At 70.6% G+C, this 19,561-nt stretch carries 18 protein-coding genes; 14 read left to right on the forward strand and 4 right to left on the reverse strand.

Features of this window, described 5'->3' with window-relative positions:
* Positions 1-17: 17 nt before the first annotated feature.
* Together ACQE3L_RS01495 and ACQE3L_RS01500 are read left to right on the forward strand one after the other, a co-directional pair.
* Positions 18-695, forward strand: a complete 678-nt coding sequence (locus ACQE3L_RS01495; RefSeq protein ID WP_426962030.1) for a potassium channel family protein — start codon at positions 18-20, stop codon at positions 693-695.
* The gene (locus ACQE3L_RS01500) at positions 692-2,335 is read left to right on the forward strand and encodes a TrkH family potassium uptake protein (RefSeq protein WP_426962031.1); all 1,644 of its coding nucleotides are present in this window, start codon (positions 692-694) and stop codon (positions 2,333-2,335) included. The genes ACQE3L_RS01495 and ACQE3L_RS01500 overlap by 4 nt, the downstream gene beginning before the upstream one ends.
* A 24-nt stretch (positions 2,336-2,359) precedes the next feature.
* On the opposite strand, the gene ACQE3L_RS01505 is transcribed toward ACQE3L_RS01500, so the two are convergent.
* Both ACQE3L_RS01505 and trkA read right to left on the reverse strand, forming a co-directional pair.
* Positions 2,360-3,898: a TrkH family potassium uptake protein gene (locus ACQE3L_RS01505; protein WP_426962032.1), complete on the reverse strand. Its 1,539-nt coding sequence runs from the start codon at positions 3,896-3,898 to the stop codon at positions 2,360-2,362.
* Positions 3,899-3,976: 78 nt separating this feature from the next.
* Positions 3,977-5,317 carry a Trk system potassium transporter TrkA gene (trkA, locus tag ACQE3L_RS01510; RefSeq protein WP_426962033.1) on the reverse strand — a complete coding sequence of 447 codons (1,341 nt, stop codon included), beginning with the start codon at positions 5,315-5,317 and terminating at the stop codon, positions 3,977-3,979.
* Between the two features lie 114 nt (positions 5,318-5,431).
* Here trkA and folP point away from each other — a divergent pair, with 114 nt between their 5' ends.
* The 8 genes from folP (at position 5,432) to ACQE3L_RS01550 (ending at position 14,666) form a co-directional block, all read left to right on the forward strand.
* Entirely contained in the window at positions 5,432-7,972 is a 2,541-nt protein-coding gene (gene folP, locus ACQE3L_RS01515) for a dihydropteroate synthase (RefSeq protein WP_426962034.1), read from the forward strand.
* A 296-nt stretch (positions 7,973-8,268) separates the two neighbouring features.
* Positions 8,269-8,964 (forward strand): RNase P subunit p30 family protein, encoded by a 696-nt coding sequence (locus tag ACQE3L_RS01520; RefSeq protein ID WP_426962035.1) that lies wholly within the window; start codon positions 8,269-8,271, stop codon positions 8,962-8,964.
* Positions 8,948-9,586: a class I SAM-dependent methyltransferase gene (locus ACQE3L_RS01525; RefSeq protein ID WP_426962036.1), complete on the forward strand. Its 639-nt coding sequence runs from the start codon at positions 8,948-8,950 to the stop codon at positions 9,584-9,586. The genes ACQE3L_RS01520 and ACQE3L_RS01525 overlap by 17 nt, the downstream gene beginning before the upstream one ends.
* 6 nt (positions 9,587-9,592) lie before the next feature.
* A complete protein-coding gene (locus tag ACQE3L_RS01530) occupies positions 9,593-10,072 on the forward strand; it encodes an Rpp14/Pop5 family protein (RefSeq protein WP_426962037.1) in 480 nt (159 codons plus the stop codon).
* Between the two features lie 3 nt (positions 10,073-10,075).
* Positions 10,076-10,846 (forward strand): archaeal proteasome endopeptidase complex subunit alpha, encoded by a 771-nt coding sequence (gene psmA, locus ACQE3L_RS01535; protein ID WP_426962038.1) that lies wholly within the window; start codon positions 10,076-10,078, stop codon positions 10,844-10,846.
* A gap of 183 nt (positions 10,847-11,029) precedes the next feature.
* The gene (locus ACQE3L_RS01540) at positions 11,030-11,491 is read left to right on the forward strand and encodes a GNAT family N-acetyltransferase (protein ID WP_426962039.1); all 462 of its coding nucleotides are present in this window, start codon (positions 11,030-11,032) and stop codon (positions 11,489-11,491) included.
* A 75-nt stretch (positions 11,492-11,566) separates the two neighbouring features.
* The gene (locus tag ACQE3L_RS01545) at positions 11,567-12,040 is read left to right on the forward strand and encodes an NUDIX hydrolase (protein ID WP_426962040.1); all 474 of its coding nucleotides are present in this window, start codon (positions 11,567-11,569) and stop codon (positions 12,038-12,040) included.
* A gap of 133 nt (positions 12,041-12,173) precedes the next feature.
* Complete coding sequence (locus ACQE3L_RS01550) at positions 12,174-14,666, forward strand: DUF7527 domain-containing protein (RefSeq protein ID WP_426962041.1); 2,493 nt, start codon at positions 12,174-12,176, stop codon at positions 14,664-14,666.
* 94 nt (positions 14,667-14,760) lie between these two features.
* On the opposite strand, the gene ACQE3L_RS01555 is transcribed toward ACQE3L_RS01550, so the two are convergent.
* Positions 14,761-15,066 (reverse strand): hypothetical protein, encoded by a 306-nt coding sequence (locus tag ACQE3L_RS01555; RefSeq protein WP_426962042.1) that lies wholly within the window; start codon positions 15,064-15,066, stop codon positions 14,761-14,763.
* A 277-nt stretch (positions 15,067-15,343) separates the two neighbouring features.
* Here ACQE3L_RS01555 and ACQE3L_RS01560 point away from each other — a divergent pair, with 277 nt between their 5' ends.
* The 4 genes from ACQE3L_RS01560 to ACQE3L_RS01575 all read left to right on the forward strand — a co-directional run bounded on the left by ACQE3L_RS01560 (position 15,344) and on the right by ACQE3L_RS01575 (position 18,353).
* On the forward strand, positions 15,344-16,702 hold the full coding sequence (locus ACQE3L_RS01560) for an adenylosuccinate synthase (RefSeq protein WP_426962043.1): 1,359 nt from the start codon (positions 15,344-15,346) through the stop codon (positions 16,700-16,702).
* A 197-nt stretch (positions 16,703-16,899) separates the two neighbouring features.
* Positions 16,900-17,352 carry an OsmC family protein gene (locus ACQE3L_RS01565; RefSeq protein ID WP_426962044.1) on the forward strand — a complete coding sequence of 151 codons (453 nt, stop codon included), beginning with the start codon at positions 16,900-16,902 and terminating at the stop codon, positions 17,350-17,352.
* A gap of 78 nt (positions 17,353-17,430) precedes the next feature.
* Positions 17,431-17,631, forward strand: a complete 201-nt coding sequence (locus ACQE3L_RS01570) for a methytransferase partner Trm112 (RefSeq protein WP_058365874.1) — start codon at positions 17,431-17,433, stop codon at positions 17,629-17,631.
* A gap of 143 nt (positions 17,632-17,774) precedes the next feature.
* Positions 17,775-18,353, forward strand: a complete 579-nt coding sequence (locus ACQE3L_RS01575) for a DUF7524 family protein (RefSeq protein ID WP_426962045.1) — start codon at positions 17,775-17,777, stop codon at positions 18,351-18,353.
* Between the two features lie 31 nt (positions 18,354-18,384).
* On the opposite strand, the gene ACQE3L_RS01580 is transcribed toward ACQE3L_RS01575, so the two are convergent.
* Positions 18,385-19,560: a DR2241 family protein gene (locus tag ACQE3L_RS01580; RefSeq protein ID WP_426962046.1), complete on the reverse strand. Its 1,176-nt coding sequence runs from the start codon at positions 19,558-19,560 to the stop codon at positions 18,385-18,387.
* Position 19,561: the final 1 nt, after the last annotated feature.

The raw sequence follows: 19,561 nt of genomic DNA on the forward strand, positions 1-19,561 counted from the left end.
CTGTTACAGTGCGGACCATGTACGTCGTGATCGTCGGTGCCGGCGACATCGGTCGGCCGCTCATCGAGATGGCCACACGAGACGGGAACGAAGTCGTGGTCATCGAGAGCGATCCGGAGCGCGCGAACGAGGCCGCGATGGACTTCGACTGTCTCGTCCTCAACGCGGACGCGACTACGAAGGAGACGCTCGAGGAGGCCGAGGCCGGTCGGGCTGACAGCCTCGTCTCGACGACCGACCACGACGCCACGAACGTGATGGTGTGTCTGCTCGCCCGCGAGTTGGACGTACCGACGGTCGTCTCGGTCGTCCATGACCCAGAACACATGGCGCTGTTCGAGCGGATCGGGGTCAACACGATGAAGAACCCTCAGCGACTGATCGCCGAACACCTCTATCGGTCTGCCCGACGACCCTCCATCGTCGATCACATGCACATCGGCGAGACGGCGGAGGTCTTCGAGGTGGAGGTGTTCCCGAACGGGGAGGTGGCCGGACTCACGTTGGCCGAGGCCGCGGAAGCGGGCCACCTCGGTGACGAGATGCTCGTGGTTGCGGTCGAGCGCGATGACGGGGAGCCGCCGATTACCCCTCGCGGGAACACCCGTATCGAGCCCGAGGACCTGCTGACGATTTACTCCGCGTCCGGCGTCCCGGAGAACGTCGACGGGCTGTTCGGACGTCCCGACAAATGACGGCCGGAAAACGCGTCGGGGGACTGCCCTCCGACTACGCGACCATCGTCCGGGACATCGGGTCGCTCGTCGGCTTGCAGTCGACGCTGATGGTCGTCTCCGCGTCTCTCGCGGCCGTCTTCGGCGAGTGGTACGTCGGCGCCGCGTTCCTTCTGTCCGCGGGCATCACCGTCGTAGCAGGCGCCGCGGCCAGACGGCGGTTCGCGGCCGCACCGGAACCGAAGATGAAACACGGGATGGTCATCGCGGCGGGCGGCTGGTTCGCGACCGCGTGTTTCGGTGCGCTCCCGTTCTTCCTGTCGGCGCACCTCGTCCCGGCATCGGTGATGGCGACGTACGTGCCCGCGGGTGCGGCCTACGACGCGTCCAGCCTCGGTGTCTTCGCGAACCCCCTCCACGCGCTCTTCGAGAGCATGAGCGGTTGGACGGGTAGCGGGCTCACCATGGCTCGACACGAACCGTCGCTCCCGCGTGCAGTCCAGTGGTGGCGCTCGTTCATCCAGTGGGTCGGCGGCGTGGGCGTCATCGTGCTGACGGTGGCGATCCTCGCGCGTCCCGGCAGCGGGAGCTACGCCCTCTACCGAAGCGAGGCGCGCTCAGAGCGGATCCATCCGAGCGTAGTCTCGACGGTCCGGACCGTCTGGAAGATCGTCGTGGGCTACACGCTGCTGGCCGCCGTGCTGCTGTTCGTCGCTATCCGAACGAGCAGTTACGGGACCACGCTTTCGCTGGCGGAAACCGCGTGGCAGGCGTTGAACCACGGGATGACCGGGCTTACGACCGGCGGGTTCAGCGTCACCGACAACTCGATCGCGACGTACGACTCCCCACTCGTGGAGGGAGTGCTGCTACCGGTCATGGTCCTCGGCGCCATCGCGTTTCCGGTCCACTACGCCGTCCTCTCCGACCACGATCTCGGGGAGCTGTACGGCGACCTCCAGACGCGGTGGCTGTTCATCCTGCTGGCGGTCGGTGTCGTCCTGCTGGGCGTTCAGAACGTCCTGACCGCGAACGCGCTCCCGGCCGCCTTCGACGGAGACTGGGCGGCGCTCGGGCTGACGGGCGCTCAAACGGACGCGCTCCGAGACTCTACGTTCCAGCTCGTGAGCGCGCTCTCCTGTACGGGCTTCCAGTCGGCACCCATCGGCGAGTGGGGCGATGGGGCAAAGCTGATCACGAGCGCGTCGATGGTTATCGGTGGCGCGGCCGGGAGCACCGTGGGCGGGATCAAGATCGTCCGCGCTTACACCATCGGACGGGGAGCAATCTGGCAGTTTTCGCGCGCCTTCCTCCCGAGTAGCGCGGTCGCGGTCGCCCGTATCGACGGCCGCGTGCTCGACCGCGGCGAGATGGAACGCGAGTTCGGCGAGGCCGCCATCGTGAGCCTGCTCTGGATCCTCTTCCTCGTGGCGGGGAGCGTGGTACTGGTCAACCTCGCCGGGCCGGAGTTCGGATACGCGGACGCCCTCTTCGAGGTCGCGAGCGCACAGGGGAACGTCGGACTCTCGACCGGCATCGCCGGACCGGACATGCACCCGGTTGCGGAGACGATGTTCCTGTTCAACATGTGGATCGGTCGGCTCGAGATCATTCCGGTCCTCGCGCTGGTTCGGTCGGTCGTGTACGGGCTCGGCCACTGATGGCGGCGACGTGACCGAACCCCGTCACCGGCGCCAGAAGGCGCCGGTGAAAAGCACCAACACGGGGAGGATCTCCAGCCGCCCGATCCACATCAGGAACACCATGAACAGCTTCGTGGTGTCGGGGAGCATCAGGTACGATCCGAAGGGCCCGAGGCGGCCGAACGCCGGGCCGATGTTCCCGATCGTCGCCAGCGACCCGCCGATCGCCTCAAGCGGCGTCAGATCGATCCCGATCCGCGCCGCGTCCAGCGAGATGAACACCGCACCCACGCCGAACAGCAGCAGGTAGAGTATCGAGAACGCCATCACGCCCCGGATCGCGGCCTCGTCGACGACCCGGCCCGCGAGCCGGATCGGACGGACGGCGTTGGGGTGTGAGGTCCGGAACAGCTCCCGGTGAAGCGTCTTCAGCACGATGAGCCACCGGACGACCTTGATTCCGCCACCCGTCGATCCGGCCGACCCGCCGACGAACATCGCAAACAGGAGATAGATCTGTCCGTAGGAGCTCCACTGGGCGAAGTCGCTGGTCGCGTATCCCGTCGAGTTCATCAGTGACCCGATCTGGAACGCCGCCTGTCGGAGCGAATTCTCGAAGGTACCTTCAGTCGCACCGCCGATCTCAAGCGTCGGCGCGGCGCCGGTAAACAGCAGCCCCGAGAGCACCGCCGTCAGTGCCGCGATAGCGCCGAGGTACGCCCGAAACTCCGAGTCACGGAAGAAGTTTCGTGTCTCGCCAGTGAGAACGTGCCAGAACAACCCGAAGTTCACGCCTGCGACCACCATGAACGGAATGATGGCCCACTGGACGGCCGCCGAGAACGCCGCGATACTGTCCGCTTTCGGCGAAAACCCACCCGTCGGCATCGTGGTGAAGGCGTGTGAGACGGCGTTAAACAGGTCCATGTTCGGTGCGTAGCCGACAAGATGGAGGAGATAGAGGACAGTCGCGAGCGCGACCGTGAAGGCGAAGTACACTTTCCAGAGGACGCGTGCGGTTTCCTGGATCTGCGGCGTGAGCTTCTGGAGCTGCGGACCTGGCGCTTCGGCTTGGATCAGTTCGGCACCGTTGACTGCAAGCTCCGGCAGAATAGCCACCATCAGCACGATGATCCCCATTCCGCCGAGCCACTGCGTCAGTTGTCGCCACATCAGCAGGGCGTGTGAGTGCTGGTCGGTCGATATTTCGCCCATTACCGTCGCGCCCGTCGTCGTGAAGCCGGACATGGACTCGAACAGCGCGTTGACCGGATTCGCGAGGGTCGACCCGGTTCCGAACCCGGCGAGCAGGTAGGGGATCGTTCCGACGGCAGCGACCGCAAACCAGACTATTGCGACGAGCAACAAGGCTTCGCGCGGTCCGAGATCGGGCTCCGGGTCGAGCCGTTCGAGCGCCATGCCGATCCCGATCGTGATCAGGATCGACGCACCGAACACGAGTAGGTCGTCGCCGTAGACGAGCGCGACGATCAGCGGGACGGCCATCGCGGCCGCGATCAGCTTGAGCACCGTCCCGGTGACGGCGAGGCTCGTTCGCCACTCGACTTTTACGGCCGACATGGTCCTCCCACGAAACTAGACATGGTTCGGCTATCCAATGAGAGCGGCAAGAAAGCTCCGGGTCTCCGAAGAGATCCGCTACAGTACGCTCATCGCCTCGTCGAGCACCGCGGCGTCCACGAAGACCACGACGTGGTCGCCGGGGTGTAGCTCGGTGTCGCCCCGGGGGACGATGAACTCCTTGTTCCGGGTGATGGCGCCGATGACGACGCCCTTCGGGAGGTCCCCGACCGCGTCCTGGATCGTCCGCCCGACGAGCGGGCTGGAGTCGTCGAGCTGGATCTCCAGGACCTCCGCCTTGTCCGTCTCGATGAAGGCGATGTTCTCGGCGGAGCCGGACTGCGTGAACCGCGTTATCTCCTCGGCGACGACCTCCCGCGGCGAGAGCCCCACGTCGACGCCGACTGTCTCGAAGAGGCCGACGTAGGAGGTGCGGTCGATCACCGCGACCGTGCGCTCGACGCCCAGCCGCTCCGCGAGCAGACACTCGAGCAGGTTCTTCTCGTCGGAGTCGAGCGTCGAGACGAGGATGTCGGCGTCGCCGATGTGCTCGCGTTCGAGAAAGCCCATGTCGGTCGCGTCGGACTCCATCACGAGCGTCTCGGGGAGGTCCTCCGCGAGCTTGCGGGCGCGGTCGGAGTCCTGCTCGACGAGCCGCGGCGAGAGCCCGCGCTCCTCCAGCAGCCGGCAGACGTGGTAGCCGATCTCCGAGCCGCCGATCACGACGACCTCCGCGTCCTTCTCGGGCGACCGCTTCGGCGCGAGCGTTCGTGCGAACTGCTGGACGCTGCGTGGCGACCCGATGACGACGACGCGGTCGCCGGTCTGGATGCAGGTGTCGCCCCGCGGGATCTCCACGTCGCCGTTCCGCAGGATGGCCGCGAACGTCAGCGAATCGAAGCGGTCCGCCTCCTGGACGGTCTGGTCCGCGATCGCCGACCCCTCGCTCACCTCGAACTCGGCCATCTGGACGCGACCGTTCGCGAACATGTCGGCGTCGCGGGCCGCCGGGAGCCCGACGACGCGGACGATGGACTCCGCGGTGAGCAGGTTCGTACACACCATGAAGTCGATGCCGAACGCGCCCTCGTCGCGCTCCCACGTCCGCAGGTACTTCGTGTTCTTGATCCGCGCGATGGTGAACGCCGACCCGGAGAGCGCCTTCGCGGTCGAGCAGGCGACGATGTTCGTCTCGTCGTCGTCGGTGGTCGCGAGCACCATGTCGGCGTCCGCGACCCCGGCGTCCTCCAGCGTGGAGAGCTCCGTGCCGTCGCCGGAGACGGTCAGCACGTCGAGCGCGTATGTCAGCTCGTCAGCGCGCTCGGCCCGGTTCTCGACGACGACCACGTCGTGGTCGTGCTGGAGGTCGGCCGCGATGCTCTCGCCGACCTGCCCGGCCCCGATGATGACGACGCGCACGCTAAGGCCCCTCCTCGATGGTCATACGGCGGCGTTTACGCGGAGCGACTAAATGGGTTCGCTTCGGCCACCCGGGTCCGTTACGCTAAAGCGACGCCCCGACCACCTCCGGGTATGCGCTACCACGAGGCGGCGAGCTTCCTGTTCGACCTCCGCCGCTTCTCCGTCAGCCCGGGCACAGAGTCGGTCGCGGCCCTCCTCGACCACCTCGGCAACCCCGAGGAGGACGTGGCGTTCGTGCAGGTCGCCGGCTCCAACGGCAAGGGGAGCACCGCGCGGATGACGGAGTCGGTCCTCCGGGAGGCCGGCCTCTCCGTGGGCCTGTACACTTCCCCGCACCTGGAGGACCTCTCCGAACGCGTCCGGGTCGACGGACGCCCGATGAGCGACGACGCCATCGCCGCGTTCGTCGCCGAGACGAAGCCGTGGCTGGTCGAGCGGGCCGCCGCGGGCGAACCGCTCACGTTTTTCGAGGTCGTCACGGCCATGGGGATCTGGCAGTTCGCACGGCGCGACGTCGACGTGGCCGTCCTCGAGGTCGGCATGGGCGGCGAGTACGACGCCACCAGCGCGGTTGCCCCGCTGGCGGCCGCGGTGACGAACGTCTCGCTCGAACACACCGCGGTGCTGGGCGACACCGTCGCGGAGATCGCCCGGACGAAGGCGAAGATCGCGCCCACGGACGCGCCGCTCGTGACCGCCTGCGGCGGGGAGGCGCTCGACGTGGTCCGCGAGGTCGCCGGCGAGGCGGGAAGCGAGGTCGTGACCGTCGACGGTCCGGGAGTCGAGGCGCCCGCGACGGACCCGGACGTGACCGCCGCCTACGAGGGGCGGGTCGGCCCCTGCGACGCGGCGGTCGCGGTCGACGGGGACGGCTGGGCGTACGACGCGCGCGTTCCGCTGGTCGGCGAGCATCAGGCGACGAACGCCGGCGTCGCGACCGCGCTCGCGCGGGCGACGGCCGCGGCGCTGGACGCCGACCTCCCGGACGGCGCGGTCCTCGACGGGCTCGCGCGGGCGACGTGGCCCGGCCGGTTCGAGGTGCTGGAGACGGCGCCGCTCGTGGTCCTCGACGGCGCGCACAACCCGGCCGCCTGCGAGACGCTGGCGGAGACGCTCGCGGACTACGACTACGGCGACCTCCACCTCGCGTTCGCCGCGATGCACGACAAGGACCACGCCGGCACCGTCGAGAACCTGCCGACGCCCGACAGCGTGGTGACCTGTCGGCCGGACCTGGACCGCGCGGAAGACCCGGAGGTGCTCGCCGCCGCGTTCCGGAACGGCGGCGTGGAGACGGTCGAGTCGGCCGATGCGGTCGCGGATGCGCTCCGGACCGCCCGCGAGCGCGCGGCCCCCGAGGACTGCGTGCTCGTGACCGGGTCGCTGTTCGCGGTCGCCGAGGCGCGGTCGACGTACACGCACGCGCCGCGGCCGGTCCGCGTCGAGGACGCGGGTGAGGCGGCCGCGCTGCTGGAGAGCGCCGACGCCGCCCCCGCGACGGTCGGCGAGACGGCGCCGTCGCTGGACCACCGCGTCGTGGAGACCCGACTCCAGTCGGCGCGAGCGGAGCGTCTGGCGACGGCGATCCGGGCGGCCGACGGCGAGTGCATCGTCTCCGAGGCGGCGGACGGGGGCGAGCTGGTCGCGGTCGTCTGCGCTGCGACGGTCGGGGCGTACGACGAGGCGACGATCCGGCTCGCGGCGGAGGGGACCGGAATGGCGGACGTGGCGAGCGACCTCCGCGAAGCGGTCGAGCTGCCGCCGCTCGACGCGACCGCGGTGAGCGGCCGGGGCGGTGGGTCCCGCGCGGGAGACGACGCGGCGTATCCGTGGGCCGAAGGCACCGCGGTGATGGGCATCCTCAACGTGACGCCGGACTCGTTCCACGACGGCGGGCGACACGCGGCGCTGGGCGACGCCGTCGACGGCGCGAAGCGCATGGTCGCGGCGGGTGCCGACATCCTCGACGTGGGCGGCGAGTCCACGCGCCCGGGCGCGGAACCCGTCCCCGTCGACGAGGAGATCGACCGCGTGGTGCCCGTGGTCGAGGCGGTCAACGAGGTGCCCGAGGTCGCGGCCGGCGACGTGTGGGTCTCCGTCGACACGCGCAAGCCCGCGGTCGCGGAGGCGGCGCTCGACGCGGGCGCCGACGTGATCAACGACGTGACCGGCCTCGCGGACCCGCGGATGCGCGAGGTGGTGGCCGAAGCCGGCTGTCCGGTCGTGGTGATGCACAGCGTCGAGGCGCCGGTCGACCCCGCGACCGACGTGGAGTACGGGGACGTGGTCGCGGACGTCGTCGGCGACCTGCAGGAGCGGCTGTTGCTCGCCGAGCGCGCGGGGATCGACCGCGAGCGCGTGATCGTCGACCCCGGTCTCGGCTTCGGGAAGTCGCCCGCGGAGGACTTCGAGCTGCTCGGCCGCGTCGACGAGTTCGCGGCGCTCGGCTGTCCGGTGCTAGTCGGCCACTCCCACAAGTCGCTGTTCGGCGCCATCGGACGAGGACCGGAGGAACGCGAGGCGGCGACCGTCGCTGGCACGGCGGTCGCGACCGATCGCGGAGCGGACATCGTGCGCGTCCACGACGTGGCCGCGAACCGCGCCGCGGTCGACGCCGCGGAGGCGGCCGCCGATCCGGACGAGTTGGAGTAGCCGCGACGGCGGGCCGGTCGGGCACGGCGCGCACGCTCGGTGGACCCGCGGCTGGCGGACGAGGGCTCGACCGGCCCGCCGTCGCGGCTCCCGGCGGACTCGCGCGACGGCGCGTCGCCGCGGGCGGCGGACCGGCTTATTCGGACTCCGGGTGTCCCGGGTGAGACACCGCGAACGCCCGTGGCGCGTTGGGCGCGTCCTTCCGTATGAACCTTCGCGGCGGGTTCGACGAGTCTCGAGGAGGCCGGTCCCCGAAAAGCGCAACCGCCAAAGCACGGGGGGCCGAACGCCGGGGCATGTACGAGGCGGTCCACGCACACCCCGAAGGGGAGGCGACGGTCGCGCGGTTCGCCCGCACCGCGGCCGAACAGGGGTACGACGGGATCGTGGTCCGCACGCGCGAGGCCGACTTCGACGCGGACGCGATCCGGGAGGAGTACGGCGTCGACGTGGCCGCGGGCGTCGAGATCCGAGCGGACGACCCCGGCAGCGCCGGCGGCGCGGTCGGGAACTTCCGGCCCGACTTCACCGTGGTGACGCTGCGGGGCGGCGACGACGCGCTCAACCGGTTCGCGGTCGAGTCGGACCGCGTCGACGTGCTCTCGCGGCCGATGGCCGGTCGGGGGGAGTTCAACCACGTGCTCGCGAAGGCGGCGGCCGAGCACGGGACGCGCGTGGAGTTCGACTTCGGGCCGGTGCTGCGCTCGACCGGCGGCGACCGCGTGCGCGCGCTCTCGGACCTCCGGAAGCTCCGCGAGATCGTCGACCACTACGACGCGCCATACGTGGTGAGCGCGAACGCGCGGAGCCACCTCCAGCTCAGGGCGCCGCGGGAGCTTCGGGCGGTCGGCGAGGCGATCGGCTTCTCCGCGGAGCGCGTCGCGGCGGGGCTGGCCGAGTGGGACGCGATCGTCGGGACGAACCGGCGGCGGCTCTCCGAGGAGTTCATTGCGCCGGGGGTCGAACGAGGGCGGTATGAAGAAGAGCGTTGAGGAACACGCCGCCCGCTTCACCGAGAAGGCGGCCGACTACGACGAGTCCAAGAGCGAGGAGTATCACGCCTGCGCGTCGCTGGTGATCGAGCACGCCGCCCCCGAACCCAGGGACGTGGTGCTGGACATGGGGACCGGAACCGGGGCCATCGCGTTCGGGGTCGCCGACCGCGCCGCGCGCGTGATCGGTCGGGACGTGAGCGAGGGGATGCTCGACCAGGCCCGCGCGAAGGCGGAAAAGCAGGGCGTCGAGAACGTCGAGTTCGGTCACGGGGAGTTCCGCGACCCGAACCTCGACCCGGGGACGAGCGTGGACGTGGTCACCTCGAACTTCGCGCTGCATCACCTCGACGACGCGGGCAAGCGCGAGGCGCTGGCCGCGTGGGCCGCGACCGGCGCGGACCGCATCGTGCTCGGCGACCTGATGTTCTTCGAGGGGACCGAGGGGAACGAGGAGTTCTACGGCCCGGAGGTCGACGACCCCGCAACCGTCGGGACGCTCGTGGAGGCGTTCACCGATCTGGGCTTCGCCGTGACCGCGGTCGAGCGCGTCCACGACATGATCGGCGTGATCGTCGCCCACCGGATCGGCGAGGGCGACGAGGTGCCAGGGGCGGAGTAGCGTCGCGTGAAGCACCTCCCGAAACACCTCCGCCCGCGGTGGCGCTACCTCGCCGTGGGGCTGGAGGCGTGGCCGGACGCCGACCTCTCGCGACGTGAGTTCCAGCGCGCGCTCTGGTACAGCGCGGGCAACCTGCTCGGCGACCCCGGGAGCGCGGACGCCGACCTCTCCCTCTTCGACTTCTCCTTTTCCGACGGCGAGGGCGAGGCGCTGGTCCGTGTCAGACACGGCCACGTCGGCGAGGCGCGGGCGGCGGTGGCCTGCATCAGCGAGGTCGGCGGGGACCCCGTCCGCGTGACCGTGCGCGGGATCTCGGGCACGGTACGTGCCTGTGAGGAAAGATATATGGGTCGGGGCGGCGGAAATTCGGTACGGAGAGACGTCGCGTTCGCGGGGTCCGAGCGACCGGCCGTCGTCCGCGGGGACGCGGCCGACGTCGAGGCGGACGCGGGCCGCGTGGGCGCGACGCCGCTCGATTTCGAGTAAACCATGCAAGGACAACAACAGCAGGCGTACGACCGCGGGATCACCATCTTCTCGCCCGACGGTCGCCTCTACCAGGTCGAGTACGCGCGCGAGGCCGTCAAGCGCGGGACCGCGAGCATCGGCGTCCGCGCCGAGGACGGCGTCGTCCTCGCGGCGGACAAGCGCGCCCGCTCCCCGCTGATGGAGCCGGCGAGCGTCGAGAAGATCCACAAGGCCGACGACCACGTCGGCGTCGCCTCCGCGGGCCACGTCGCGGACGCCCGCCAGCTGATCGACTTCGCCCGCCGACAGGCGCAGGTGAACCAGCTCCGCTACGGCGAGGCCATCGGCATCGAGACGCTGACGAAGAACATCACCGACCACATCCAGCAGTACACGCAGGTCGGCGGCGCGCGGCCGTTCGGCGTCGCGCTCGTGGTCGGCGGCATCGAGAACGGCGAGCCGCGCCTGTTCGAGACGGACCCGTCGGGCACCCCCTACGAGTGGAAGGCGCTCTCCATCGGCGCGAACCGCTCCGACGTGCGCGACTACCTCGAGGAACACTACGAGGAGGGCCTCTCGACGGAGGAGGCGGTCGGCCTCGCGCTCGAGGCGCTCGACCAGGTGAACGACGACGGGCTCACCCCCGAGGGCGTCGGCGTCGCCACGATCGAGGTCGACGACGAGCAGTTCCACGAGCGCAGCCCCGCGGAGCTGGAGACGGTTCTGGAGGAGCACGGCCTGCTCGCGGACGAACAGGACGACGCCGAAGACGCCGCCGACGGCGACGAATAGCCGGGTCGGCGGCCGCATTTCTGTCGCTAGACGCACGTCTCGGCGGCCGCATTTCTGTTCCCGCACACGCAATCCCGTCCCCGAGCGCACCGCTTTGCGTCTCCGAGCGCGACCGGGCCTCCCCGACCGCGCGGTCCGCAGTTTTTCGAAACCACAAACCGGTGCGACTGCGCGACGCCGTCTATGAGCGACGACGAGCACGCGCGGCGGGCGGCCGACCCCTCGCTCCCGGCCGGCTACGCGCTCCGCGAGACGACCCCTTCGGTCGAGGCGTTTCTGTCCCTGCGGGCGGCCGCGGACATGACCCCGCGGTCGCGCGAGGCGGTCGAGCGGGGGCTCCCGAACACGACCTACGGCGTTCACGTCGTGGAGGAGGCGAGCGGGGAGCCGGTCGGCATGGCGCGGATCGTCGGCGACGGCGGCTCCGTCTTCCACCTCTCGGACATGGCGGTCGCGGAGGCGCATCAGGGGCGGGGCGTCGGGACGGCGATGATGGACGCGCTCGTCGCGTGGCTCCGCACCGAGGCGCCCGCGGGCGCGTACGTCAACCTGATGGCGGACGTCGACGGCTTCTACGAGCGCTGGGGCTTCCGGGAGAGCGCGCCGGCCTCGAAGGGGATGTGGATCCGGACGGAGGAACTCTGAGAGGGAACTGTTCGGGCGGGACCCGGCCGACCGCGAACCGAACCGGCCATATTCCGCGCCCGCCTGAGCCGACGCATGGAGACGACGCGCCACTTCACGGCGACGACGTACATCGTCAACGACGGGGCGACCGCGCTGCACGCCCACGAGCGGCTCGGCATCCGCCTCCCGCCGGGCGGACACGTCGACCGCGACGAGCTCCCGCACGAGGCGGCGCTGCGGGAGGTTCGCGAGGAGACGGGACTGGAGGCCGAGTTGGTCGCGGACGACCCCGGCATCGAGGGGCCGCAGGGCCACAGCCTCCCGCAGCCGGCACACCTGATGCTGCACGACATCAACGTCCACGAGGACGGCAGCGTCGGCCACCAGCACATCGATCACTGCTACTTCGCGCGGGTCGACGGCCGCGACATCGACCCCGACGGCCACGACGAGCGAGGGGCGGCCGCGTGGGACTGGTACGCGCCCGCGGACCTCCGCGCCGCGGACCTCGACGCGGACGTGGTCCGGCTCGGCATCGAGGCCATCGAGACGGTCGGCGAGGCGTAAGACCGGCGGGCGGCTCGGTCGAACGCGTTCAGGCTCGCTGTCACGAGAAAAACACGTAGCGCCCGCGAGACGTGTCAGACGCCCGTCCCACGCTCCGGAAAGTATTTGCGTCGCCTCCGGCGAGATAGCCCAAATGGACGCCGAGCGTATCGACAACGTGACCGGCTGGGACGAGGCGTCGTACGCGGACGGCTACGCCGGGCTCCGCCGGCTGGCGGACCGGGACTTCTCCGGGGCCGTCACCGACGGCGCCGCGTGGCTGTTCATGCTGAACGGCCGCGTCGTCGGAGTGATCGACGGCGACCTCGACGGCTTCGCGGACGCGTCGGGCACCGCCTACGAGGCCCCGCACGACGCCCTCCCGCTGCTGTACGCCATGCAGGAACTGGGCGGCGAGACGCGGGCGCAGTACTACACGAACGACACCCCGCTCTCGGAGGCGGACACGACGCTGTCGGCCGGCAACTTCACCGGCTACGTCGAACTCTCCGAGAACGTGCTGTCGGGCGACTACTACGTCGCTTACTACGGCGGCGAGTCGCTGGCGTGCGCGTTCGTCGGCAACTCCCGCACCCTCAAGACGGGCGAGGAGGCGTTCGACCTGGCCGACGACGAGGTGGGCATCTACCGCGTGGTCGAGGTCGACCTCGACGTGCGCGAGGTTCCGGACGCCGAGCCGAACGCGGCCGACGCAGCCAACGCGGCCAACACGGCCGACGCGGACGCTCTGACGGACGACGCGACCGACGCGGCCGATGAGGACAGCGAGGACGAACGGACCGCCGCCGAGACGGCCGAGTCCGACCGAGCAGCCTCAGACGACGGCGACAGTGACCACACGGCCGTCGGGCCGATCGACCCCGACCCCTCGGCGGCCACGGGGTCGTCCACCGCGGCCAGCGAGCCCACGGACGCAGGAGCGGGGGATCCCGACCCCGCACAGTCCGCTGCCGAATCCGACTCGGAGACGGTCGAGGCCGGGAGGCGGGCCTCCGAGGCCGACGCGGACGCTCGGACGGACGACGGGCCGACCGACGAGGCGCCCGGCGAGACGACCGGCGGGAGGGCGGACGAGACGGCCGACGACGCGACCCACGAGACGGCCGGCGACGCCGACGCGGACGCCGACGTGAGCCGGACCGCTGCGCCGTCGAACCGCCGGCCCGAACCGTCCCGGGAGTCGGACGCCGAGACCGCCGCCGACGAGTCCACTTCGGGGGCACGGCCTCCAGAGGGGTGGGGGGACGCTCCGGCCGAGACGCGCGAGGCCGGCCACGTCGCCGCTCAGCAGTCGGAGGCGACGAGCGAGTCGACCCCGGCCGACCCGGACGACGACGTCTTCTCCGAGGAGGAGGAGTGGCGGGAGGCGCGGTCGATCCCGGCGCTCGATCCGACGGAGGCGGGGCCGGGCCGGACGCGGCCACAGCAGTCGAGCGAGGGGTCGGACGGTCGAGCGGAGCGGTCGAGCGGTCGAGCGGAGCGCGGAGGCCAGTCGACCCGGAACGGGCGCGGCGGGTCGAGCGAGGCAGCGAGCGGCGACCGGTCGAGCGGCGGCGACGGCCGGGACCGCGGCGATCGAACGGAGCCCCGGCCGACGGGAACCGGGTCGGAGGCGGACCCCGAGACGGCCGCCGACAGGAAGCAGGCCGTGAGCGAGCGACCGTCGGTCCAGCGGAGCCAGCTCCAGCGGCAGGTCAACCGACTCGAGCAGGAGCTCGACCGCGCGGAGACCGAGCGCGAGCAGGCGGCCGAGGAACGCGAGGCGGTCGCCGCCGAGCGCGACGAGTACCGCGAGGAGGCCGAGCGGTTGGAGTCGCGGGTCGCCGAGCTGGAGTCCGAACTGAAGTCCGTCCGCGGCGACCTCCGCGAGGCGCGCGCACAGCTTCCCGACGGCGATCGGACGATGTCGCCCGCCGACGCGCTCGCGGGGACGAACCTGTTCGTGCGCTACGAGTCGCAGGGGGGCGCCACGCTGGAGAAGGCCCACGACGGGGAAGTGAGCCGCGAGGAACTCGCCGGGAACCTCCGGCTGGAGTACCACACCAGCTTCGAGGACGAGGGTGTCGTCGTCGACGGCGAGCCCTACGAGGAGTTCCTCCGCGGCACGATGGAGTACGGCTTCACCCGGTGGGTCGCCGAGGAGCTCCCGTTCGAGGTGCGCGAGACGGGCAACGTCGGGGCGCTCGCCGACCTGTACGACGCGATCCCGGAGATCGACCGCGCGGAAATCGGCGGCTCCGCGTCAATCCGACGCACGGAGGACGGCGAGGAGACACGCGAGCAGCGCACCTTCGACCTGGTGTTGCGCGACCGGATGGGAACGCCGCTCTTCGTCGCGGACCTCAACGACAGCCGCGAGCCGACGCCGGAGCGGACGCTGGAGGAGCTGGTCGAGCACGGCAGCCACCTCGCGGAGTCCGACGACGCGTTCGCGGCCGCGTTCGCGGTCACGTCGAGCTTCTTCGAGCCCGGGGCGCTGGAGACGGCCGACGACGCCACCGGCGGCGGCATCCTGAGCCGATCGAAGCGCAAGAGCTACGTGAAGATCGCCAGAAAGCGCGGCTACCACCTGTGTCTCGCGGAGTCGCGAGACGGCGGGTTCCACCTGACGGTGCCCGAACTGTAGCGGGAGGAGCCGCTCCGAAAGCGTTCCTGCGAGCGACGGAGGGACGAAATCGAAACCGACGATGCGATCCGTGACCGACGTTCGAACCGACGGCTCAGCTCTCGACTTCCGCGCCCGAGTCGATCCGCATCTCGCCGAGCTTGTCGACGATCTCGTCGAGCTTGTCGTCGAGGTCGTCGACGAACTCGTGGGTTCGCTCGGTGGTGATCGCGCCCTGGCTCGAGGGCTCGATCAGGTTCTCCTCCTCCAGCACGCGGAGCGAGTAGCGCACCTTGTGGTGGGGGTAGCCCGTCTCGTTGGACATCTTCACGATCCCGATGGGCTCGTTCTCGATGACCATCTTCAGGACCTGCAGGTGCCGTTCCAACATATCGACTTCCTTCTCAAGTCGGTCTATCATGCCACATGTTAACTTGTCTTTCGGGGGTTTAAAAGTTGCTGTCCGCGGCGCGTCCCGAGAAAACCGGCGTCCGATCGTTTATCGTGGGAGTAGTTAACGGTTCGGTTCGCGGGTGCGGCCGGCCGTGGCCCGTCGAGTGCTCGGCTTCCTTCCGAGGGCCACCCATGCACGTACAAGGGTAGAAAAACGGAACCGATTCGGCGAGAGGACACGTTCTTGGATCATCAGTCGCCGAGGACCGTAATCGGTTTCACACCCCCTGCCGATGAACGAACGTATGACTGTCACCATCGTCGGCTCCCAGCTGGGAGACGAGGGCAAGGGCGCCCTCGTCGACCGGTGGGGAGGGGACGCGGACGTCGTGGTCCGTTATCAGGGCGGCGACAACGCCGGCCACACCGTCGTCGAGGACGGCACCGAGTACAAGCTCTCGCTGGTCCCCTCGGGGGCCGTCCGCGACAAGATCGGAGTGCTGGGCAACGGCTGCGTCGTCAACCCGCGCACGCTGTTCGACGAGCTGGACGACCTCCGCGAACAGGGGCTCGACCCGGACGTTCGCATCGCCCGCCGCGCGCACGTCATCATGCCGTACCACCGCGTGCTGGACGGCGTCGAGGAGGAGACGAAGGCGGACGACGAGTCGGGCCAGGAGGTCGGCACGACCGGCCGCGGCATCGGCCCCACCTACGAGGACAAGGCCGGCCGCCGCGGGGTCCGGATCGCGGACCTGCTCGACCCCGACGCGTTGCGCGAGCGGCTCTCGTACGTCGTCCCGCAGAAGCGCGCGCTCGCGGAGGAGGTGTACGGGCTCGACGTCTCGACCGGCGAGCACGCCTCGGCGTTCGACGTCGACCACCTCGTCGCCGAGTACGGGCAACACGGCGCCCGGATGGCCGAGGAGGACATGACCGTCAACTGCTCGGACTTCCTCCACGAGCGCCGGCAGGCGGGCGACGACCTGCTGTACGAGGGCGCCCAGGGGACGATGATCGACGTCGACCACGGGAACTTCCCGTTCGTCACCTCCTCGAACCCGACCGCGGGCGGCGCCGCGGTCGGCTCCGGCGTCGGCCCGACCGTCGTCGGGCAGGGCGAGGTCGTCGGCATCGTGAAGGCGTACCTCTCGCGGGTCGGCAGCGGGCCGCTCCCGACTGAACTCGACGGCACCGACCGCGAGGAGGAACTGGCCGACTACATCCGCGAGAAGGGCGGCGAGTTCGGCACCGTCACGGGCCGCCCGCGCCGCATCGGTTGGCTCGACGTGCCGATGCTCCGCCACGCCGCCCGCGTCTCCGGCTTCACCGGCATCGCGGTGAACCACGTCGACGTGCTGGCCGGCCTCGACGAGCTGAAGGTCTGTCACGCCTACGAGCTCGACGGCGAGCGCATCGAGACGGTCCCCGCGACGACCGAGGAGTGGGCGCGCTGCGAGCCGGTGTTCCGCGAGTTCGAGCCGTGGAGCGAGGACGCCGACTGGGACGCCGCCGTCGCGGAGGGCGGAGACGCGCTCCCCGACGAGACGCAGGCGTACCTCACGTACCTCGCCGAGGAGCTCGACACCGAGGTGTACGCGGTCGGCGTCGGTCCGGACCGCGCCGAGACGGTCGAGCTGGCGAACCCCTTCGACCGGCTGTAGCAGGGCCGCGGCGCGCCGTCGACGGCGATCGCGGCAACGATCGCCGAAGCAGACGAGACGAGAACTCGACGGTTTCGGCCTCGTGGAGGTTACACGGCCCGCGATCGGCCATTTTTGACCGAGACTGACCGTCATCGACGGCTGCAGCACTCGGTCCGGTCCGTGGGTTGACGCCGCGTCCGACCAATAGCCACGCGATGAGCGAAACCGACCCGACACAGCAGTTTTCCGTGACGGCCGAGGGAGAGACGTCCTCGCGGACGACGGTGAGCGTTCGCGACTTCGAGTTCGTCGTCGACGAGCCGACCGCGGTCGGCGGGACGAACGAGGGGCCGACGCCGGTCGAGTACCTGCTCGGCGCGTGGGCGGGGTGTCTCAACCTCACCGCGCACAACGTCGCCGCAGACCGCGGCGTCGAAATCGAGGGGATCGAACTCGGCCTGGAGGGCGATCTCGACCCACGGAAGTTCGCGCATGGAAGCGACGGGGCGCGCGCCGGGTTTCAGGAGATCCGGGTCGAGGTCAAGCTCGCCGCGGACGGCGACGACGAGGCACTCGACGGGTTCGCCGCCGAGGTGGAGGAGCGGTGTCCCGTTGGCGACAACCTCCAGAACGCCACGCCTGCGGCCGTGAGCGTCGACCTGCGCTGACCGACTCCACGCCCGGTCGATCGCGGGGCGCGCCGCCCAACCCGTAGGCTTTTGCCGAATCCCCGTCAACCCGGAACCATGAAGGAGTCGCTGCTGGACATCGTCTGCTGCCCGCTCGACAAGGAGGACCTCGAACTCGACGCCACGGAGCGCGAGGACGGCGAGGTCATCGCCGGGACGCTGACCTGCACGGAGTGCGGCGAGGTCTACCCCATCGAGGACGGCATCCCGAACCTCCTCCCGCCGGACATGCGCGAGGAAGAGGAAGCGGCTGCGTAGGGAGCTCCGGCCTTTTCGGACGGCGAACCCGACTCGGTCGCGCGCCGCGTCACCGTCGCGACGCCGCACCGGAGTGGCGACGCCGCGTCGGGGACCGAACCGCCGTACTGAACCTTTTTGACGCGTCGGCGCGACGACGAGGTGTGTCGACGCTGCAGGTCGAGTTGAACGGGGACGGCGTCCACTCCATCGCGGCGCCGGACCGCTTCGCCGCCCAGGGGTCGTTCAGCATCGCGCTCGTCAACCGCGGGCAGGCGAGTCACGTCCACCTCAACCTCGACGACACGCTCGCGGAGGTGGCGACGCTGGCCGCCACGAACCACTACGTCGAGAGCGAGGGCGTCACCCACGTCCAGGTGACCGCCGCCGAGCCGGACGACACCGTACGGGGGAAACTCAAAGTCGTCGTCGGCCACGGCGCGGCCACGGAGTACGTCACGCTCGCGGTCGAGCCCCGCCCGCGGAACGAGCAGCCGGTGATCGTCGACGAGTCGCTCTCCTCGCCGCCGGAGCGCGAGCCGGAACCGACGCCGGCGGAGGCGCTCGCGGCGGCGGTCGACGAGCACCTGACCGGCGAGCGCGTCACCGCGGTCGCGGTGGTGGCGGTCGCGCTCGTCGTGGCGGTCGCCGTCGCGCTCGCCGTCGACAGCCCGCTGGTTCAGGCGGGCGCCGCGGTCGTCGTCCTCGCGGCCGCGGCGGCGAGCTACCTCGCGGTCCGGTGACCGGACCCGCTCCTCGTGCGGGACCGGAGCGCTACTCCTCGTCCGCGTCGGTGGGAACGCCGCAGAGGTTCCCCGCCTCGTCGAACCGCTTCGCGCGCAGGAACCGCGTGCGGTAGCGGTTCGCCCCCTCGTAGACGTCCGCCTCGCGGATCTCGTCCGTGCGGTCGTCCGCCACCGCGTCGATGATCGCCTCGACCTGCTCCTTCTCGCTCGGCGTCAGCTCGAACTCGTAGGTGCGCTCGGTCTCGCCCTCCAGTTTCGTCCACTTGCGCGCGGCGGAGACCACGAGCGAACAGGGCTCCCGGCAGGGGAAGACGCCGTCGCCGCCGTCCACGTCGAGGTCGGTCTCCTCGTCGTACTCCCACTCGCGGCGCTTCAGGCACTGCGAGTCGTCGCAGGTCGCCTCCGCGACCCAGTTCACGTGCTCGTGGCCCTCGCCGCGGTCCCACGTCCGGATCACGCCGTAGATGCCCGACTGCCGCTCCATCGTCTCGCGCCAGTGGTTCACGTCGAGTTCCCCCTCGCGCTCGCGGTGCCAGTTGGCGACCGTCGCGGGGTAGACCGTCTCGACCGTCTCGTAGACGCTCCGGTGGTCGAGGGCCGCGAAGACCCAGCCGGTGGGGAGCGTCGGCGCGGTCTTGAGCGGTCGGTATCGGTCGTCGTCGTCGAACTTGACGAGCCGGCGCGCCTCCAGCGGGTCGTCGTAGCCGTCGAGGTCCGCGGCGTCCGCGCCCGCCTCGTCGGCGTGTCTGACCTCGTAGACGCGGTCGCCCCGGTCGCCGAGCCGGACCGAGACGAGCAGCTGGCCCCACTCCCGGGCGGCGCCGTCCGCGAGCGCGGCGTACCGGGCGGCCACGCCCTCCGCGTCGACACCGTGCACGTCGACGCCCTCCAGCCACCGAACGAAGGAGGCGCGCGGACCGCCTTCGCCGACCCGCTCGGTCAGGAAGTGCCAGTCGGTCACCGCAGTCGCGTGCGCGCTCGCGAGCTCGTGGAGTCCGCTCTCGGAGAGTCCCTCGTGGCGCTCGCCGTCGGCCGCCTCGACGCGGTAGCCGTCGCCGTCAGCGTCGGCCGGCCGTGCGGTGAAGCCGCCGTGGTCGACCGACTCGCCGGCGTCGAGCGCGCGGACGAGCGCGTCGAAGGCGGCGCCGCCGAGCGTCACGTCCGGCGGGTCGGCGGGGGCGGCCGCCGGGGCGCGGTCCGCCATC

The sequence above is a fragment of the Haloparvum alkalitolerans genome, assembly GCF_050122995.1.
In the GTDB taxonomy this organism is placed as follows: domain Archaea; phylum Halobacteriota; class Halobacteria; order Halobacteriales; family Haloferacaceae; genus Haloparvum; species Haloparvum alkalitolerans.

Excerpts from the sequence above, each read along its gene's own strand:
- ACQE3L_RS01495 (WP_426962030.1), top strand. The coding sequence starts at position 18 with ATGTACGTCGTGATCGTCGGTGCCGGCGACATCGGTCGGCCGCTCATC.
- ACQE3L_RS01500 (WP_426962031.1), top strand. The coding sequence starts at position 692 with ATGACGGCCGGAAAACGCGTCGGGGGACTGCCCTCCGACTACGCGACC.
- ACQE3L_RS01505 (WP_426962032.1), bottom strand. The coding sequence starts at position 3,898 with ATGTCGGCCGTAAAAGTCGAGTGGCGAACGAGCCTCGCCGTCACCGGG.
- folP (WP_426962034.1), top strand. The coding sequence starts at position 5,432 with ATGCGCTACCACGAGGCGGCGAGCTTCCTGTTCGACCTCCGCCGCTTC.
- ACQE3L_RS01520 (WP_426962035.1), top strand. The coding sequence starts at position 8,269 with ATGTACGAGGCGGTCCACGCACACCCCGAAGGGGAGGCGACGGTCGCG.
- ACQE3L_RS01525 (WP_426962036.1), top strand. The coding sequence starts at position 8,948 with ATGAAGAAGAGCGTTGAGGAACACGCCGCCCGCTTCACCGAGAAGGCG.
- psmA (WP_426962038.1), top strand. The coding sequence starts at position 10,076 with ATGCAAGGACAACAACAGCAGGCGTACGACCGCGGGATCACCATCTTC.
- ACQE3L_RS01540 (WP_426962039.1), top strand. The coding sequence starts at position 11,030 with ATGAGCGACGACGAGCACGCGCGGCGGGCGGCCGACCCCTCGCTCCCG.
- ACQE3L_RS01545 (WP_426962040.1), top strand. The coding sequence starts at position 11,567 with ATGGAGACGACGCGCCACTTCACGGCGACGACGTACATCGTCAACGAC.
- ACQE3L_RS01550 (WP_426962041.1), top strand. The coding sequence starts at position 12,174 with ATGGACGCCGAGCGTATCGACAACGTGACCGGCTGGGACGAGGCGTCG.
- ACQE3L_RS01555 (WP_426962042.1), bottom strand. The coding sequence starts at position 15,066 with ATGATAGACCGACTTGAGAAGGAAGTCGATATGTTGGAACGGCACCTG.
- ACQE3L_RS01560 (WP_426962043.1), top strand. The coding sequence starts at position 15,344 with ATGACTGTCACCATCGTCGGCTCCCAGCTGGGAGACGAGGGCAAGGGC.
- ACQE3L_RS01565 (WP_426962044.1), top strand. The coding sequence starts at position 16,900 with ATGAGCGAAACCGACCCGACACAGCAGTTTTCCGTGACGGCCGAGGGA.
- ACQE3L_RS01570 (WP_058365874.1), top strand. The coding sequence starts at position 17,431 with ATGAAGGAGTCGCTGCTGGACATCGTCTGCTGCCCGCTCGACAAGGAG.
- ACQE3L_RS01580 (WP_426962046.1), bottom strand. The coding sequence starts at position 19,560 with ATGGCGGACCGCGCCCCGGCGGCCGCCCCCGCCGACCCGCCGGACGTG.